Origin of the sequence: Streptomyces shenzhenensis (assembly GCF_003688995.1) — a bacterium.
GTDB lineage: Bacteria > Actinomycetota > Actinomycetes > Streptomycetales > Streptomycetaceae > Streptomyces > Streptomyces shenzhenensis_A.
The window spans coordinates 1-17,383 of sequence record NZ_PENI01000040.1 but is presented as its reverse complement, the minus strand read 5'-3'; the positions used below and the strand labels follow the sequence as shown (position 1 = coordinate 17,383).

General features: G+C 69.8%; 12 protein-coding genes. 11 read left to right on the top strand and 1 reads right to left on the bottom strand.

Annotation, left to right across the window (positions count from 1 at the left end; translation table 11 throughout):
* Position 1: 1 nt before the first annotated feature.
* Genes CTZ28_RS39385 through CTZ28_RS39365 form a run of 5 tightly spaced genes read left to right on the top strand, consistent with a single transcriptional unit; the run spans position 2 to position 5,364 of the window.
* A complete protein-coding gene (locus CTZ28_RS39385; protein WP_259472017.1) occupies positions 2-1,093 on the top strand; it encodes an MSMEG_0568 family radical SAM protein in 1,092 nt (363 codons plus the stop codon).
* A complete protein-coding gene (locus tag CTZ28_RS39380) occupies positions 1,063-2,601 on the top strand; it encodes an MSMEG_0567/sll0787 family protein (protein ID WP_259472016.1) in 1,539 nt (512 codons plus the stop codon). The genes CTZ28_RS39385 and CTZ28_RS39380 overlap by 31 nt, the downstream gene beginning before the upstream one ends.
* Positions 2,598-3,446, top strand: coding sequence for a carbon-nitrogen hydrolase family protein (locus CTZ28_RS39375; RefSeq protein ID WP_121894575.1), 849 nt, complete (start codon positions 2,598-2,600; stop codon positions 3,444-3,446). The genes CTZ28_RS39380 and CTZ28_RS39375 overlap by 4 nt, the downstream gene beginning before the upstream one ends.
* Positions 3,443-4,279 (top strand): carbon-nitrogen hydrolase family protein, encoded by an 837-nt coding sequence (locus CTZ28_RS39370; RefSeq protein ID WP_121894574.1) that lies wholly within the window; start codon positions 3,443-3,445, stop codon positions 4,277-4,279. Before CTZ28_RS39375 ends, CTZ28_RS39370 begins: the two co-directional genes overlap by 4 nt.
* Complete coding sequence (locus CTZ28_RS39365) at positions 4,276-5,364, top strand: MSMEG_0565 family glycosyltransferase (protein ID WP_121894573.1); 1,089 nt, start codon at positions 4,276-4,278, stop codon at positions 5,362-5,364. The genes CTZ28_RS39370 and CTZ28_RS39365 overlap by 4 nt, the downstream gene beginning before the upstream one ends.
* A gap of 95 nt (positions 5,365-5,459) precedes the next feature.
* Here CTZ28_RS39365 and CTZ28_RS49400 read toward each other — a convergent pair whose 3' ends face one another.
* Positions 5,460-8,897, bottom strand: a complete 3,438-nt coding sequence (locus CTZ28_RS49400) for a phosphocholine-specific phospholipase C (protein ID WP_121894572.1) — start codon at positions 8,895-8,897, stop codon at positions 5,460-5,462.
* Between the two features lie 576 nt (positions 8,898-9,473).
* Here CTZ28_RS49400 and CTZ28_RS39355 point away from each other — a divergent pair.
* The 6 genes from CTZ28_RS39355 (at position 9,474) to CTZ28_RS39330 (ending at position 15,709) form a co-directional block, all read left to right on the top strand.
* On the top strand, positions 9,474-10,478 hold the full coding sequence (locus CTZ28_RS39355) for a beta-ketoacyl-ACP synthase III (RefSeq protein WP_121894633.1): 1,005 nt from the start codon (positions 9,474-9,476) through the stop codon (positions 10,476-10,478).
* A gap of 155 nt (positions 10,479-10,633) precedes the next feature.
* Positions 10,634-10,891, top strand: a complete 258-nt coding sequence (locus CTZ28_RS39350) for an acyl carrier protein (RefSeq protein WP_121894571.1) — start codon at positions 10,634-10,636, stop codon at positions 10,889-10,891.
* A gap of 31 nt (positions 10,892-10,922) precedes the next feature.
* Positions 10,923-12,326: a pyridoxal phosphate-dependent decarboxylase family protein gene (locus CTZ28_RS39345; protein WP_183154813.1), complete on the top strand. Its 1,404-nt coding sequence runs from the start codon at positions 10,923-10,925 to the stop codon at positions 12,324-12,326.
* A complete protein-coding gene (locus CTZ28_RS39340) occupies positions 12,319-12,954 on the top strand; it encodes a hypothetical protein (protein ID WP_121894569.1) in 636 nt (211 codons plus the stop codon). Before CTZ28_RS39345 ends, CTZ28_RS39340 begins: the two co-directional genes overlap by 8 nt.
* A 222-nt stretch (positions 12,955-13,176) precedes the next feature.
* Positions 13,177-13,962: an enoyl-CoA hydratase/isomerase family protein gene (locus CTZ28_RS39335; RefSeq protein ID WP_121894568.1), complete on the top strand. Its 786-nt coding sequence runs from the start codon at positions 13,177-13,179 to the stop codon at positions 13,960-13,962.
* Between the two features lie 1,147 nt (positions 13,963-15,109).
* On the top strand, positions 15,110-15,709 hold the full coding sequence (locus tag CTZ28_RS39330) for a DUF11 domain-containing protein (RefSeq protein WP_121894567.1): 600 nt from the start codon (positions 15,110-15,112) through the stop codon (positions 15,707-15,709).
* Positions 15,710-17,383: the final 1,674 nt, after the last annotated feature.

Sequence of the window (17,383 nt, the reverse complement as noted above, 5' to 3'; positions counted from 1 at the left end):
CGTGAGCGTTGGCACCGGTACGACCAGTACGGCGGTGGATGTGCGGATCATGACGCGTGCCGAACTCGCCCTGCACGGCGTGGCGTCGGACGCACCCGTGCGCCGGCCGGACGGAGCGGGCCCGAGCGACGACGGCCATGTCCTCGTCGACGGTGCCAACGCCGCCCTGCCCACCAACCCCGCGAGCACCTACCGGGTGCGCGACGGCCGGGTATGGCTCGGCGAGGAGGACACCGGCCTCACCCTCACCGCCGTACACCGCCCGCGGTTCTACGACCTCACCACGGCCGACGGCATCCCCTACGAGCACATCGCCCGGCTGCACGGCGCGGACGTGCTGGCCACCACCGTCGTCCAGACCTGCATCCGCTACGCCGAGTCCGACCGCTGCCGCTTCTGCACCATCGAGGAGTCCCTGCGCTCCGGTGCCACGGTCGCCGCCAAGACACCGGCCCAGCTCGCCGAGGTCGCCGAGGCGGCGGTGCGGCTCGACGGCATCAAGCAGATGGTCATGACCACCGGCACGACCACCGGCGCGGACCGGGGCGCCCGCAACCTCGTCCGCTCGGTGCGCGCGGTGCTGCGGGCCGTACCGGACCTGCCGATCCAGGTGCAGTGCGAACCACCCCGCGACCTCGCCTGGATCCGCGCCCTGCACGACGCCGGAGCCACGGCGATCGGCATCCACGCCGAGTCCCTCGACGAGGAGGTGCGCCGCCGCTGGATGCCCGGCAAGTCGACGGTCCCGCTGGCCGAGTACCGGGCGGCCTGGGACGAGGCCGTGCGCGTCTTCGGAGCGAACCGCGTCTCCACGTACCTGCTCGTCGGCCTCGGCGAGGACCCCGACGAACTCATCGCAGGAGCGGGCGAGTTGATCGGCCGCGGGGTGTATCCGTTCGTCGTCCCCTTCCGGCCCATGCGCGGCACACTCGCCGCCCGCGACGGCGTCCCGGCGCCGGACGCGGAACTGCTGCGGTACGTCACCGAGGCGGTCGCCGCCAAGCTGCGCGCGGCCGGGATGCGCGGCGCCGACCAGCAGGCTGGCTGCGCCGCCTGCGGAGCGTGCAGCGTCCTGCCGGCAGCGGGCGGGTGAGCGGCATGCTGCTCGACGGATCCCCGGCACCGGCGGCGACGGAAGGGCCCTACGACATCCTGGCCCTGCTGGGCGACCGGAGCACCCTCGCACGCGAACCCTCGTTCCACGTCGAAGAGGCCTGCGGGCACGGCGAACTGGCCGCGTACCGGCGGCTGCGCCGGGAGGTGTTCGTGTACGAGCAGGGACTCTTCCGCGGCCAGGACCTGGACGACCGGGACGCCGACCCGCGCACCCTGGTCCTCGTCGCCAAGGACGCCACGGGCACGGTCGTCGGCGGGGTACGGCTCGGGCCGGCCACCGAAGGACCGGACCTCGGATGGTGGACGGGCGGCCGGCTCGTCGTCGCACGGCGCGCCCGCGGCCTCAGCGGCATCGGCGCCGCCCTGGTACGCGCGGCCTGCGCACGGGCGGAGACCGAGGGCGTGCTGCGCTTCGACGCGACCGTGCAGGGGCGCAACGAGCCCCTGTTCCGGCGGCTCGGCTGGCGGTCCGTGCGTCCGGCCACGGTCGCGAACACGCCGCACGTCCTGATGCGCTGGCCCATCCGGCGGATCGCGGCGCAGGCCGCCGCGACCAAGTCCGCCCTCGGCCCGCTGCTCGGCGGGCTCCTCGAACCGGCGGCCCGCGGCGCCGCCCGGGACCCGGTCGGCGGGGCCCCGGACAGAGCATCGCGGGCCGTCCTCGGCGGCGCCGGATTCATCGGCGACGACGGCGCACCCCTGCCCGGCACCGACATGATCGCCGCATGCGACGCGATCGTCCCGGCCATGGTCGAACGCGACCCCGACTGGGCAGGCTGGTGCTCCGTCCTCGTCAACGTCAACGACCTCGCCGCGATGGGTGCTTCACCCCTCGGCCTGCTCGACGCCCTCGGCGCACGGGACGCCGCACACGCGGCCCGCGTACTCGCCGGGCTGGGCCGGGCCGCACGGGCCTACGGCGTCCCCGTGCTCGGCGGGCACACCCAACTCGGCGTCCCCGCCGCCCTGTCCGTCACCGCGCTGGGCCGCACCCCGCATCCGGTACCCGGCGGCGGAGGACGGCCGGGGCACGCCGTCCGGCTCACCGCCGACCTCGGCGGCGGCTGGCGACCCGGATACCCGGGCCGCCAGTGGGACACCACCAGCCACCGCCGCACCGACGAACTGCGCGCCATGACCGGCGCGGTGCAGGCAGCCCGCCCGGCGGCCGCCAAGGACGTCTCCATGGCCGGGATCGCCGGGACCCTCGGCATGCTCGCCGAGGCGAGCGGCTGCCGCGCGGTCCTCGACATGGCCGCCGTGCCCCGCCCGCGGACCGCCGACATGGGCGACTGGCTGACCTGCTTCCCGGGCTTCGCCATGCTCACCGCCGACCGGCCCGGGACCGCACCGCTGCCCGCGGGCCCCGCGACGGGCGCCGAGTGCGGCGAACTGACCACCGGGGAAGGCGTCGGGCTGCGCTGGCCCGACGGCGAGATCACCGAAGCGGTCGCCTCGACAGTGACCGGGATGGGAGCCGCATGACCACCCTGCGCATGGCGGCCGCGGCCGCCGAGTTCGGCCGCGACCTCGAAGAAGACTTCGCGACCGTCGAACACCTCATCAAGGACGCCCGGAACCAGGGCGTACGGCTGCTCGCCCTGCCGGAGGCATGCCTCGGCGGATACCTGCTGAGCCTCGACGACGACACCGCCCTCGACACGGGCCCGCCCGCGCTCGCCCTCGACGGCCCCGAGATCCGCCGACTCGCCTCCCTGGCCGGGGAGATGACGGTCGTCGCCGGCTACTGCGAGAGTGCAGGCGACACCCGCTACAACAGCGTCGTCTGCGTCAGCGGCGACGGCGTCCTCGGCAACCACCGCAAGGTCCACCAACCGCTCAACGAGGACGCGTCGTACGCCTCCGGCGACCGCTTCCACGCCTTCGACACCCCGGTCGGCCGGATCGGCATGATGATCTGCTACGACAAGGCGTTCCCGGAGTCGGCACGGGCGCTCGCCCTGGACGGCGCCGAGATCGGGGTGTGCGTCTCCGCCTGGCCGGGCGCACGCACCAGCCCCGCCGCCGACCTCGCCCAGGACCGCTGGAAGCGCCGCTTCGACCTGTTCGACCGGGCCCGTGCCCTGGAGAACCAGATCGTGTGGCTGTCGGCCAACCAGGCGGGCACCTTCGGCTCGCTGCGCTTCGTCGGCAGCGCCAAGGTCGTCGACCCGGGCGGCGACATCCTCGCCGACACCGGAGTGGGAGCCGGCCTCGCCGTCGCCGAACTCGACGTCGTACAGGCCCTGGAGACCGCCCGCCGCGCCATGGGACACCTGCGCGACCGGCGGCCCGACACCTATACGTACGCAGGAGCGGTCACCGCATGAGCACGATCCGGATCGCGGCCGCGGCCGCCCACTTCGGCCGCGACCTGGACTTCGACCTGGCCCGCATCGCCAAACTGATCGACGACGCGCGCGCCCTGGGCACCGGACTGCTCGTGCTGCCCGACGCCGCCCTCGGCGGCTACCTCGCCGACCTGCGCCACCCCGACCCCGAGGCCCTGCCCCCGGCCCTCAAACCGGACGACCCGCTGATCCTCCACGTCGCCCGGCTGGCCGCCGAGATGCTGGTGTGCGTCGGCTACTGCGAGGACGGCGGCAGCGAACGCTACAACGCCGCCGTGTGCGTCAGCGGCGACGGGATCCTCGGCCGCCACCGCAAGGTCCACCTGCCGGCCGGCGAGGTCGCCGCCTACACCGCCGGCGACCGCTTCGCCGCCTTCGACACCCCCGTCGGCCGCCTCGGCATGCTCATCGACTACGACAAGACGTTCCCCGAGTCGGCCCGCTCCCTGGCCCTGGACGGCGCCGAGATCCTCGCCTGCCTGTCCGCCTGGCCCACCAGCATCACCAACCGCGCCCCGCGCCTGGCCCAGGACCGCCAGGCCAAGCTCTTCGACCTGTACGACCAGGCCCGCGCCGCCGAGAACCAGGTCGTCCTCGCCTCCTCCAACCAGACCGGCGCCATGGGCGGCATGCGTTTCCTCGGCCAGGCCAAGGTCGTCGGCCCCGGCGGCGACATCCTCGCCCGGACCTGGTCCAAGGCCGGCCTCGCCGTCGCCGAACTCGACGTCGCCGCGGAGACCGACCGCGCCCGCCGCGTCCTGCGCCATCTCGACGAACGGCGCCCCGCCGCCTACCGGGAGCACCCCTCGTGAAGATCGCCCTGCTCAGCTACTCCACCAAGCCGCGCGGCGGCGTCGTCCACACCCTCGCCCTCGCCGAGGCCCTCGCGGCCTTGGGCGAGGACGTCACCGTGTGGACCCTGGGCCGGGGCGGCGACGCGGGTTTCTTCCGCCCCGTCGACCCGGCGGTACGGCTGCGGATCGTCCCCTTCCCCGACGGACCCGCCGGCGAGACGGTCGGCGCACGCGTCCTGCGCTCCATCGCCGCCCTCCGCGCCGCCTTCGACCCCGCGCCCTACGACATCGTGCACGCCCAGGACTGCATCAGCGCCAACGCCGTGGGCCGCTGCGTGCGCACCGTCCACCACATCGACCACTTCACCACCCCCGAACTGGCCGCCTGCCACGAACGGGCCATCGTCGAACCGTACGCACACGTGTGCGTGTCGGCGGCCGTGGCCACCGAACTCGCGGACGGCTGGGGCATCGAGGCCACCGTCATCCCCAACGGGGTGGCCTACGACCGGTTCGCCGCCACCGACCGGGCGGCGAGGGCGAGTTGGCGCTCCCGCCTGGGCCGCTACATCCTCACCGTCGGCGGCATCGAACCCCGCAAGGGCTCCCTGGACCTGCTGGAGGCGTACGCCCTGCTGCGCGCCGAACACCCCGACGTACGGCTGGTCGTCGCGGGCGGCGAGACCCTCTTCGACTACCGCGACTACCGGGCCCGCTGGGAGCGGCGGGCAGCCGAACTCGGCCTGGCACCGGTCGTACAGGGACCGGTGCCCGACGACGAGCTGCCGTCCCTGGTGGCCGCCGCCGACGCCTTCGCCTTCCCCTCCGTCAAGGAGGGCTTCGGACTGGCCGCCATGGAGGCACTGGCCGCGGGCGTACCCCTGGTCGTACGCGAACTGCCGGTACTGCGCGAGGTGTTCGGCCCTGCCGCCCGCTTCGCCACAACCCCTGAGGACCTGGCCCGCGAACTGGCGGCCGCGCTCACGGACCACGACCCGGCCCGCCGCACCGCCGGCCAGGACCTCGCGGCCCACCACACCTGGACCGACACGGCCCACCGTCACCTGACCCTGTACCGCACCCTCACCCGTCCCGCTTCCTGACCGGAAGAGCCGCGGAGGGCCACGGCCGGGACGCAACGGTGGGGCGGCGGGCCACTGGCCTGCCGCCCCACCGGAACTGGTCCGCCTACGGCCGGTCAGGCGTCGGCGATCGGGCTGGTGCCCAGACGGACGTTGTCGATCGCCCAGAACCAGTTGTTGCCCGCGTTGAAGATCCGGAAGCTGGCTTTCGCCGACGTCGCCCCGGCGGGGACGGGGCAGGAGAGCCGGACGAGCCGGTTCTGCTGGTCCTGGCCCAGGTTGGTGTTCCCGGACGTCGCACTGCTGTAGTGGAGCAGCCGCACCGGTTCGCCGGTGTCGAACACGACGGTGACCTCGGCCTCCTGCGGGCTCTCCTGCCGGTAGTGGGAGTCGAAGCCCAGGTGGAGCGTGGACGTGCCCGAGGGGACGGCCACCGCCGGGGTGGTCAGGGTCGAGTCGAACCGGCCCCGGCCGGACGGGCTGCCGGTGTCGTCCCAGTCGTCGGGGTCGGCCACGGCCACCACGCCGAGAGCCCGGCTGAAGCTGGGGCGGTCCTGCCCGCCGGGGAACCAGAACTGCTTGGACAGGAACGTCCAGCCCTGCAGCTCCCGCGTACCCTGCGGCATGCCCGGAGCATCGGTGATCGTCCAGCCCTCGGGGGTGGTCCGGGTCCAGCCGAGCAGACCGGGCCGGCTGAGGTCGGCCGCTGCAGCGAGCGCGGGGGCGACGGACTCGAAGTCCTCCGCGAGGAGGTAACCGGTCATGACGGGCCCGGTCTTGGCGGACAGCGACGCGGACGCCTCCGCGTCGCCGCCGCTCAGCTTCGCCGTGACGGTCGCCTTGAGGCTGCCGGAGACACGTGCCGCGGCGGCGGGCGCGACGACGTCCCAGGCCACGGACGCGGAGGAGCGGGCCGGAACCGACGTCGGCGCGCTGCCCTTGGCGGTGGCGGTCCAGCCCTCCGGGAGGGACAGCGTGGCGGTCAGGCCGGTGAGCGATGTGCCGGCGGCATTGGTGACAGTGGCCGTCACGGTGACCGGCTTGCCCGGTGACAGCACGGTGCCGTCGGTCCCGGGGGAACTGGCCGGACCGGTCAGCGCGACGCTCATGGCCGGGGCGACCTTGGTCTGCACGCGCGCGTCGGCGAGCCTGAGCAGGCCGTCGCCGTCGGCGTGCGCGGCGACGACCAGGTGCCCGGCGGTGGCGTCGGGGGCGGGCGTGACCGCGAAGCGCACCTCGGCCGAGTCACCGGCCCGGAGCACGGCCGGCGTCCTACCGGTCCGCCGGACCGTCCAGCCGGACGGGGCGAGCAGGGCGACGGAGAGAGCGTCGAGCCGGTGGGCGCCCTGGTTCTGCACGGTGACCGTGACATCGGTCGGGTTGCCCTGCGCGAAAGGCGTGCCCAGGGACGGCAGCGCCGCCGGCAGGCCGATCGTCGCGGCCAGCGCCGGGGCCGTGCCGGTCGCCGGGTCGGTGACGCCGGGCTTGCCGTCGGCCAGGTGACCGGTCGCACGCCGCAGGAAGGACGGGTCATCGCGGTCGACGACCACCACGTCGTACCAGCCGTGGTCCGGGACCTGGAGCTGCACCGTGCGGGACTGGCCGGGCCTGAGGGTGACGGTCTGCACGCGGTCACCGTGCCTGCGGGAGTAGACCGACTCACCGACGAGGAGCGTACGGGTGGTGGGGGAGGGGTTGGAGCACACCACTTTCACCCGGCCGGGGGCGGTGTGCTCGACGAGGCGCGCCTCGGCGCCCGCACCGGTTCCGCGCAGCTCCCACACCGACCATCCGGGGCCGTGGACCTGCAGGTCGTAGCCGTCGGCGCCGTACTCCACCGTTTCGGTGGCGCTCTTGCCGGCGGGGACGGTCCAGGTGCGCGGAGCGGTGCCGTCGCCGGGGTAGGCGGTGAACGTGGCGCCGGTGCCGCCCTCGTTGCCGAGCCGGAGGCGTACGGCGGAGCGGGTGATGTCCGCGCGCAGGGACAGCCGGTACGGGGAGCGGCGCGTCCGGCGGGTGCCGGCCTCCTGCTCCGGGAGCGCCTGGTCCTTGGGCGGTACGGGGTTCCACCGCCCGACGGGCGCCGGCACCTGGCCGGGCTGCTCCACCTCGGGCTGCCGGTGGGCGCGGTCGAAGTCGAAGGCGGAGGTCAGGTCGCCGAAGACACTGCGGCGCCAGGCGCTGATGTTGGGCTCACGGACGCCGGTCCACTTCTCCAGGAACCGGATGACCGAGGTGTGGTCGAACGCCTCAGAGCTGACGAAACCGCCCACCGTCCAGGGCGACACGACCGTCATCGGTACGCGCGGGCCGGGACCGACCGGGCTGCCGTTGAACCAGTCGTCGCCATTGCCGTCGGCCGGCTTCGGCGCGACCGGGGCGGGCACGTGGTCGAAGTAGCCGTCGTTCTCGTCGAAGTTGATGAACAGCGCCGTCTTCGACCAGGTCTTCGGGTCGCTGGCGATGGCATCGAGGAGGTCGTAGACGAGGTTGGCGCTGCCGACGGGGGTGGAACTGCTGGGATGCTCGGACAGCGCCGCCGTCGGAACGATCCAGCTGACCTGAGGCAGCGTGCCCTTCTTGATGTCCGAGGTGAGCCGCTGGACGAGGGTGTCCGGCTCGGAGCGGTAGGCGCCCCGCATGAACAGCTGCCTCTCGGCCTCGGTCAGCGCATCGACACCCCGCTGGAACTCGGCCAGCGCGGCCTTGCGCTGATCCGCGGTCTTGTTCCACAGGCTGTCGTAGAACTGCTCGGTGGTGGAGTACTGGCCGCTGACCTTGGCCAGGATCTTCCGGCCGATCTCCTTCCAGGGCCGGAAGTACTCCACCGCGTTGTCGGTGAAGTTGTCCCATTCCTGATAGATCTGCCAGGAGACACCGGCGGCCTCCAGACGCTCCGGGTACGTCGTCCAGTCGTACCCCTGATGCGTGTAGGAGTACGCGGCGTTGGTGACGGCCCGGTTGACACCGCCCGGCTCGTACCCGGTCGTGCCGGTCCACAGATAGTTGCGGTTGGGGTTGGTCGAGCCGTAGACGGAGCAGAAGTACGAGTCACAGATGGTGAAGCGGTCAGCCAGTTCGTACTGCAGCGGAATGTCGCGCCGGTCGTAGAAGGCCATCGTGCTCTGGCTCTTGGCGGCGATCCAGTCGTCCCACCAGCCGTTCCCCCACGCCTGGGTGCCGTCGGAGAACCCGTGCGCGAGCGAACCCAGGTACTGGATGTCGCTCTCGGGGCGCCCCGCGTCGACCGCCGCCTGCCGGGCCGAGAACGGCAGAACCTCACCACCACCTGCCCGCGGCTGCTCGAAGACACTTCCTCCGGTGGGCAGCCGCAGCGGAGTACGGTCGCCGAAGCCGCGCACACCCTTGAGGGTCCCGAAGTAGTTGTCGAAGGAACGGTTCTCCTGCATCAGGACGATCACATGCTCGATCGCACGCATGCCGCCGCGCGGCATGGGCGCGGCCATCGCCTGGTGCAGCGAAGGAGGCAGAAAAGAGAGCGCGGTTCCACCGGCGAGCGCACCGAGAACCTTACGGCGGGAAACATCAGACATGCCGGGAGGCTAGGCCGCCCCCATCACACATCGTAACCCTAAGTGACGGATCTTCGTTGCCCGTTCACCCAATGCCCCCGAACGTTCCCTTGCCCGTACGGCCTCTCGGGGATTGCCGCGCTCGGCGTCGACTGGGCCGCGGAAGACACGCGACGGTGCACGTTCCTGCTCGGCACCGTTTACAGCGCGTCGCCCACCGGCTCGGCGGAAGCCGGCGATGACGGCGTTGCGGTCACAGTCGATGCCGGCGAGGGCTTCCAGTTCGGGGCAGGAGGATCTCCTCCCAGAGTTTCTGCCGCCTGCCCCGACGATGACCCAACTGGACGTCGCCATCGGGGACTTCGCCCAGCTCTTGTGAACACTTGCTCTATTTTCGCTCATTTATATGTTTTTCAACGCTTTCACGTTCTGACCGACACTTAGTTCTACTACCGCCTAGTTGTATCGGCTTTCCTCTAGTGCACGTGGTTCTAGGCAGGCAGCCGAGGCATGGCAGGAGCAGTGGGTGGTTCGATGCCGGTCCGTGATCGGGTAATTGAGGTGCAGCGTGCGAGGTCGCTACGGGAGGACAAGGGGGTGACGCCGGCTGCTGTGATCGCTGGGCTTGGAGCGTGGGTCCCGAGGCGGGTGGTGACCAACGACATGCTGGCTGAGGAGCTGGATACGTCGGATGAATGGATCCGCTCCCGTACGGGCATTGTGACCCGTCACGTGATCGAAGCCGGCATGGCCACCTCCGACCTGGCGGTTGAAGCAGGCAAGCGGGCCATCGCCTCGGCTTGTCCGCTCAGACCGGATGCACTCGTGCTGGCGACTGTGACACCGGATCACCCTTGCCCGGCTACGGCGCCTGCGGTAGCCACCCGCCTGGGCCTTGACGGGATTCCTGCGATGGATGTGGCCGCGGTGTGCTCGGGGTTCATCTATGCGCTGGCTGTGGGGGCGGGCTTGATCGCCACCGAGCAGGCCACGACCGTCCTGGTGATAGGTGCGGAGGCCTACAGCACCATCCTTGACCCGCAGGACCGCACCACGCGCCCCATCTTTGGTGACGGAGCCGGAGCGGTGGTGTTGCGAGCAGGACACCGATCAGAGCCTGGTGCGCTCCTGGGCATGGACTTGGGCAGCGACGGGAGCGGCGCCGACCTGATCCAGGTCATGGCCGGCGGGTCTCGACAACGTGGAACCGGACGCCCGCCTGGACCGGGTGACCACTACTTCCGGATGCGTGGCCGGGAAGTGTTCCAGCAGGCGGTGTTCCACATGGCGGACACTTCATGCCGGGTGCTGAAGAAGGTGGGGTGGCAGCCGGAAGATGTCGACTGGCTGGTCGCTCACCAGGCCAACGTGCGAATTGTGCACGCCGTATGTGCCCAGATGGGGATTCCGGCCGCACGGGCCGTGGTCAATCTGGACCGCGTAGGCAACACCTCGGCCGCGTCCATCCCTCTTGCCCTGGCCGACGCAGTCGCCCGCGGCCAGCTGAGAGCCGACCAGCGGGTCCTGCTGACGGCCTTCGGCGGAGGGCTGACCTGGGGCGCCGCGGCCCTGCATTGGCCTCAAGTGCACCTGACTCCCTGATCACCGCCGGCCCCAGCTGAGCAACCGCGCCATCATTCACCGCACAACTGGGCTTGTCGCACTCCCCGCTCAGCGGTACGGCGCACATCAACCCACATCGGTCTCGCCTTTCAACTGATCTGTGATCAGCACCGACACTCAACAGGAGGTTCCTCATGGACGTCTTCGCCCAGCTCGCCGAAACAATCGTCGAAAAGGCCCCGAAAGTGGACTCGCAGAAGATCACGCGCGAGGCCACACTCGGTGCGCTCGGAGTTGACTCCCTGGCCGAAGTGGAGATCGCTCAGGCATTGGAGCGGCGTCTTGGCTTTCCGGTGGACGACAGCCACTTCGTCTCGCGTAACACACTCGGTGAGATCGAGGGGTATCTACGTCGGCAGGAAGCGGCCCATCTGCCCAAGCAAGGGCACTGAGACACCTCGCCCACGCACACGGGAGATGCGCATGTTTCCGGAACAGACGGACACCAGCGGCCTGTTGCAGACCGCTTATGAGCAGGCGATCGCACACCTCGGCTCCCAGCGAGGCGCCCGACCGCGTGACCCCAAGCGCTCACGCGACCTGCTTGACACAGCGATGCCGGTTGCGGGTACTCCAGCTGCCGTGACGATCGCCCGGCTCGTGGAGGCCGGCACGGCAGGCATTCAGCCCACGACCGATCCGACCGCCTTCGGTTACGTCTTCGGCGGAACTCTGCCTGTCGGTATCGCGGCCGACTGGCTGACCACGGTGTGGGACCAGGTGGCCATCACCCACAACGCCAGCCCCGTCACCGCCCAGGCCGAAATGGTCTGTGAACGCTGGCTCGTGGACCTGCTGGGTCTGCCGGCCAACACCGTGATGGGCCTGACCTCCGGATGTACGTCGGCAAATCTCGTCGGTCTCGCCGCAGGACGCGAAGCCCAGCTGCGTCGTTTTGGCTGGGACGTAAATCGCGACGGCATGCAGGATGCCCCGGGTGTGGCCGTCATCCTCAGCGAGCAGACACACGCCAGTGTGCCGCGCTGCCTGCATCTGCTGGGACTGAGCGGACAGATGCACTATGCCCGTACCGACGAAGAGGGCCGCATCGACGCCACTCACGCACGGCAGATCGCTCGCCGCCAGCACGGCAAAGGGCTGATCATCATCGGGCAGGTCGGGGCCACCGATGGTGGTTCCATCGACCCGATCACCCAGCTGAGCGAGATCAGGGACGAATACGAGGGCTGGCTGCATCTGGATGCCGCGTTCGGCATGTGGGCCGCGGCCTCCCCCGAGCTCCGCCCCCTGGTGACCGGTATGGAAAAGGCTGACTCGTGGTCGACGGACGGCCACAAATGGCTCAACTGCCCGTACGACTGCGGCATGGTCTTCTGCGCCCACCCGGAAGTCCTGGCTCACGCCATGGCCATCGGCGCCAGCTATCTCGACAACACCACATCGAACGTGCGGCATCCCATGAATTACCGGATGGAAGTTTCCCAGCGCGCCCGCGCCCTGCCGCTGTGGGCCACCCTCCACCATCTCGGCAAGACAGGCGTTGCCCAGCTCATCCAGCAGGGATGTGCCGCGGCACAATGCATCGCCCAGCGCCTGGAAGCCGAGCCAGGCATCCGCATCCTTGCTCCAGTACGCCTCAACCAGGTACTCATCCACGTGGGCAGCCACACGCTGACCCAGCACGTCGCCGAGCGCCTCGCCGCCGAGCGGGTGGGGTGGTTCACCACGACCACCTGGAAGGGGCAGCCCGCGCTGAGGGTGTCCGTGAGCAGCTGGCAGACCACTGTGCATACCGCAGAACAGGTCGCCGAGGGATTCGTCCGGATCTTCCGCGAAGCGAAAGAAGGGAACCAGAACCATGGCTGAACGCCAACGGGATGTCTTCCTGTGTGACGACATCGAGCACGTCGATCACATCATGGTCAGTGCCTTCGCCGCCGACCCGTCGTTCGCCTGGACCACGCCCTTCGACATGCCGGAGCGTGAGCGCTGGCTTCTTGGCTTCCTCCACACCTGGCACATGTTCATCCGCCGCCACGGAGGATTCGCCGTCATGGATTCAAGCCGGGCTAGCGCGATCATCACCGAGCCCTACCACGACCCTCCCCTCAGCGACGCCGACATCAAGCGGTTCCACGACGAGATCACACAAGCCACCGGCCCCGCGGCAGAACGGTTCATCACCTTCGTGGAGCTTCTGGAAGACAAGAAGCCGCAAGGTCTCCCGCCCCACATCCACTGGTGCCTCGGCGGTGTCCTGCCTGACAGGTACGAGCGAGGGGCCATCGCCGACATCATCAACTGGCACAAGGGATACGCGGACGCCCTGGGACTCGAGCATTACCTTGAAGCGTCCTCGCTCGGCGCGATGGAGCGCTGGAGCAACGCCGGATTCGCTCGTGTCGGTGATCCCATCCAGATGCCCGGCGGCGAAGTGGAGCTCTACCCCATGCGCACCTACCGACGCTCCGCCCCTCGGCCTGACACCACGTAGGCGAGCTGACCTGTGGACCCACCGGCGCAGCCGGCAGAGAGCCGTGCCTACGCCACAGCCGAGGCAGCCACCACGCCGAGTCTGCGCGCAGTGAAGTACGAGTTGCGAGTAAGGCCCTGGGCACGAGCGGCCGGGGCGCCGCCATCCGGCTCGGCACCAAGCGGCGGCCCGCCGCTCCGCGGGGCGGTCCTCTCATAGCGAGCGTTTCCCAGGAGGCGTCTGTTGACCGTTCACCTTGAAGTCTCTGACAGTGTCGGTGTCATCCGTGTGGCCCGCCCCCCGATGAACGCTCTCGATACGGCCACCCTGGACGCATTGCGTACGGCCGCTGAGGAGGCGGCGTGCCGGAGCGATGTGCGTGCCGTCGTCCTGTGGGGCGGCCAGACGTTCGGGATCGGAGCGGACATCGCAGAGATGCAGGCCATGGGGTACGAGGACATGGCGGTGCGCGTTCGTGCCTTCCAGGACGCCTTCACCAGCGTCACCCGCATTCCCAAGCCTGTGGTGGCAGGTGTGGCCGGTTACGCACTGGGCGGAGGATGTGAGCTGGCGCTGTGCGCCGACATCAGAATCGCGGCAGAAGACGCACGGTTCGGCCTCCCAGAAATCCTTCTGGGACTGATGCCGGGCGGAGGCGGTACCCAGCGGCTCGCCCGATTGATCGGACCCTCCAGAGCAAAGGAGCTGATCTTTACCGGTCGTACCGTGCAGGCTCCTGAAGCACATGCCTTCGGGCTGATAGACCATGTGGTGCCAGCCGACCGCGTCTACGCAGAAGCCCACGCCTGGGCTGCGCAGATGGCGCGTGGGCCACAGCTCGCGCTTCGCGCCGCGAAGGAAGCCATTGACGCTGGGCTGAAAACCAGCCTTGAGGCCGGTCTGGCAATCGAACGCGGCTTGTTCGCCGGGCTGTTCGCCACCGAGGACCGCGAGACCGGGATGCGAAGCTTCATCGAACAAGGCCCCGGAAGAGCCCGATTCGGTTCGTACTCACCTACTGATCTCTGATGCCCCGCTTGATGGTCTGGACCAATAGGGGCCAACTCCGCGATACTCCACCGCTACGTGCGAAACCCGCGCCCGAGACGCTCGCAACGCGGGGCGTCCTCCATGGAAGCTCAGCCGGTTTGGTCAAATCGGCTTCCGGTGCCCCGCATGCGCTGGCGGTCAATGAGACGGCCATCGCTTTCCCCCGCACCCCGCCCTCCCACGCGTCCGGTTCCCCGCCGGACCGCTGGCATGACCGGCCTGGCCACCGGGGCGCCCGGGGCCGTTCGACAGGTACCGCCGCTTCTTCCGCTTGAAGACCCGGGACCACCAGGGCCATAACGTCCCGGTGTGGCGCACCCTCTACCCGGCCACCGGCCGCGAGGGCTACCCGCCCGTTCGCCGTGGTATTCAACCCCGGCACCCGGCTCGGGGCGGCCGGGCTGAAGAACCGCATGAGCCAGGTCATGGAACTCACGCGCGTCATCTGGTCCGGTAGCTACGAGAGCATGGGCCCGTACGGAGGGGGCAGCGGGGACGGCTACTACGACTACGCCGACGCGATCCCGGTCCTGTTCACCACCCTGGAACGCCTCCAGACCCGAGGCCCGCACGCTGCGGTGTGGTGGCGGTGCGGGCGCGGCCGGTGGGAAGACCTCCCCGCCGCGCCGACCAACCCCAACGACGCCGACGCCTGGCACGCACGCGACGAAGAACGCCGCCTCGCCCGCGAAGAACGGCTTCACCAGGAGCGCGGGGAAGGGGCGCGTCTGGCAACTGCTTGGGGCCGGCAGGCACCAGCCCCGGCCCGTACCGGGGACCAGCACCCGGGCGCGGCGCAGTCGGCCGACTCTGCGGCGCCGGCACCGTACTCGCCGGGCGGGCCTTGCCCAGTAGTCCCCAGGGCTCCTCAAAGTACTCTTCGGCCGCCACATCTGAGGGCGAACCGCCGCAGAGTCCCGGTCCGCCGCAGCGGACTGGCACTGTTGACCGGCATCGAAGCCGCTGGGCGGGCCATCGACCGGATCCCGGGCCCTGCGCACCGGCAAGACCTCCGCCGGGCTTCACCCGTTTGGCCGAACCTGATCGTCATGGAAGCGAGGGATGAGGGGTCTTGGAAGGGATGCCTCTTTACGCAGGTGGAGAGGCTTCCGAGAGTGGGAAAGAGATGCGGGACATGATGAAAATCCGTTCGGGTCGGCTGCTGGCCTTCGCGTTGACGGCAGGTGCTGCCGGAGGTGTGCTCGGGTTGCTGGGAGCTCCGCACGCCGTTGCGGCAGAAGCAAGTGCTGACCTGTCCATCACCAAGGTCGGCCCGACTCAGACTCCGGACGGGAGGTTCGCTTACCAGATCACCGTCACGAACAACGGGCCTGACGCGTCCTCCGGGTGGACTGTCCTCGATGTCATGAATGGTGTTGCCCAGATTGACGCCCCGGGCGACATCAGGTCCTCCGACCCGCGCTGCGCAATCATCGCGACCGGCTATCACGGGGGCGTCGCTCAGAAGGCCCTGGAATGTAAGGGCGGCCCGCTGGCCGTCGGCGCCAGCACCGTCATCGAGGTCACTGCCGCAGACGGGAAGCGCAATGCGGCCGCCGTCACGGGGAACGAGCCCGACAGCAACCCCGGAAACAACCGAGCAACATCCGTACCCGTCGGGGACATTCCGCTGGTCGACCCCGTTGTCGGCGCGGGCGCCGCGGCTGCCGTTCTCGCGGCCGGAGGCACCGTGTCTCTCATTCGCCGACGCTCGACGTCTGCGTAACTCACCTTTGCCACGCTGCGTTGAGCTGCCGGTGGCGGCCACAAATCCATCGGTGATCACTGGATGAGCGAGGCGCTGAACTGGGGATCCAGTGATCGGATGCGGTGCAGTTCCGAGCTGGGGTTTTCGTGAAGCCGCGGGAGTTGCAGCGGTCCTGAAGGTGCGAGTTCAGTGATCATCTCGGATGACGTAGTGATCGGCGTCCGGGTTTCTGTCTGCCCGGGGGTGCACACGACGCCGCCGACACGAAGTGGCGGGCGCCCGGGGATGATCCCTCGAGCGCCCGCCACTGGATCCGGGCCGTGTTCTACGCCGTGGTCACTGTCCGCGTCGCCCATTGCAGTCCGAGGTCAGCCAGCCGCTCCGGCTTGGCCCGCCTGGTCTTGGTGTTCGACAGGAACACTGCCAGTTTGACCTTGGTCCCGTCTGGCAGTGTCTCGATGTGGGAGCGGCTGACGGGCCGTACGGTGCGGTGCGTTCCCGGTACTGTGCCAGGGCTGCACACCCCCCGCTCGAACGCCGCCAGGCCGCCCCGGACGGCTTCGCAGGCGTCTTCTGCTCCAGGGGCAGAGGCGGGGCCCAAGGGCGGTCTGGCGCTCGCGCTGCCCCGGTGCGAGCCCTTCCCAGACCACGTGCCGACGCTGCCGCTGAAGCCACCGCCCTATGTCTGTCCCGTGCGAGGTCACGCCCGCCACGATGTCGGCCAGCTCGGCGCCGAGTGCCACCAGCGGTGCCACTCCGGCGTAGCTGCGCTGCCAGTCTCACTCGGTGCTTTCGGGATGCGTGGTTGTTTCTTGGTGTTGGGGTGGGTGTGCGGCGGTGCGGTTTTCCGTGGGAACGTTTCCGGGTGTCGCAGCCCGGCGTGCTCATGCTGTCTCGGGTCCGTGATGTACGGCGAGTTCAGCGGCTCCGTCAACGGTGCTGCTGTGCTGTGGTCGTTCCTGGTCTGTGATGTGTGCCGGGGTCTCGTTCACGGTTGTCACTCCCCGGTCCCGGCTGTCTTTGGGCACCTTGCCCTGGGAGGCCGGCGTCATGCCGTCCAGCTCCACCATCTCGGACTATGTCTCAGGGACCGCTTTGGCCTCCACTGCTGCCACCAAGCTGTTCGTCCCGTCGGTACCCACTGCCCTGCGGCTTCAGGAGCGCGAATAGTCTCAACCGGGCGTTGACACTGTGTAGCCTGATACCTAATCAGCCTTCACATGAATCGCTGCTCAATACGGGGGTGGTTCCGGTAGGTTCATGATGAACAGTCATCTGTGGTCGTTTCTCTCGGGGGCCGGGCGGCTCAGGGTATCCTGTGTTTCCGCCAATGGCACATGCACATCAGAGCGGATGCATTCGCTAACACGATCGAGCCCCCCTTCCCTCGCAGCCAGCCTGGCCCGCGTCAGCGGGCCTAACAGGCCTGAAGACGAAGCCGGAAGGGCCGCTTGGCGCGGGGAGCGCAGCGGACGCGCCCGCCAGGCTGGAGCAGAGCGGAAGCCTGGTAGCGGGACTGCGTCCCGCTGTTCCGGGAGCGCAGCGGACGGATCGTCAACCTGACTGCGCAGCAGTCAGGTTGTGCTGGGGGCAGCCTTCGATGAGTGCTCTGCGCAGCGGAGCACAATCCCCGCGCGCAGCGCGGGGGTTCGCTTACTCCGGGCGTAGCCCGGAGGGAACCCGCTCCGCGGG